Source organism: Lysobacter sp. Soil_N_51 (assembly GCF_057655755.1).
Map to the genome: position 1 here is coordinate 1 of NZ_JBDGLR010000025.1, position 765 is coordinate 765.

General features: G+C 58.0%; 1 pseudogene. It reads left to right on the top strand.

Annotation, left to right across the window (positions count from 1 at the left end):
- Window positions 1-559: 559 nt before the first annotated feature.
- Window positions 560-765 (top strand): annotated as a pseudogene (locus tag AC3A4T_RS24515) (OmpA family protein); the annotation flags it as partial.

A 765-nucleotide genomic window follows, 5' to 3' on the forward strand; every position in this document is an offset into this window, starting at 1 on the left:
CAAGAGCGAGAAGAACCGCCGCACCGAGTTGAACGTTCAGAACTAAGCGACATCCGCGGGTTCTTCGGAACCCGCACTGCGACACTTCGAAGCCCGGCCTTGTGCCGGGCTTCGTTTTTTTGGGGCCGGGATTGGGGATTCGAGATTCGCAAAAGCAGGGACAAAGCAGGAGTGGTGGTGCTTTGCTGTTCCCGATTCCCGATTCCCGATTCCCGATTCCCGATTCCCGATTCCCGATTCCCGATTCCCGATTCCCCTGAAACTACGACGACCAACCCATTTTATTAGCGAATATCGACCGTTCGTCGGCGCGGCTAAACCCGGGTGGACGTATTGCTTGCGGACGCGTTACACACAAAACGGTTCGCCCCCCGACTGAACTACGTTAAGTGGTATTAACAATCATCTTGACCGTGTATGATCCCCCCGCCAGTGACCGCGGTGCTAGGCCTTGCCAGTGCTGAAAGTGTCTCTGTCATAGAGTCAGCGCCGCAGAAGACTGTTCCGATCACACAGTCCCGATCACCCCCCGTTCCGATCGATCTGAAGGAGTTACAGAATGAAGATCCGTATGTTGAGCACCGCACTGCTGGCGGGCTTGGCTTTTTCGCAGGTGGCCAGCGCCCAGGATTTCGACGACCGCTGGTACCTGACCGGCTCGGCCGGCATGAACGTCCAGGACAACGACCGCGGCACCCGCAACGCTCCGTTCGGCGCGATCGGCCTGGGCAAGTTCCTGAGCAAGAACTGGTCGCTCGACGGTGA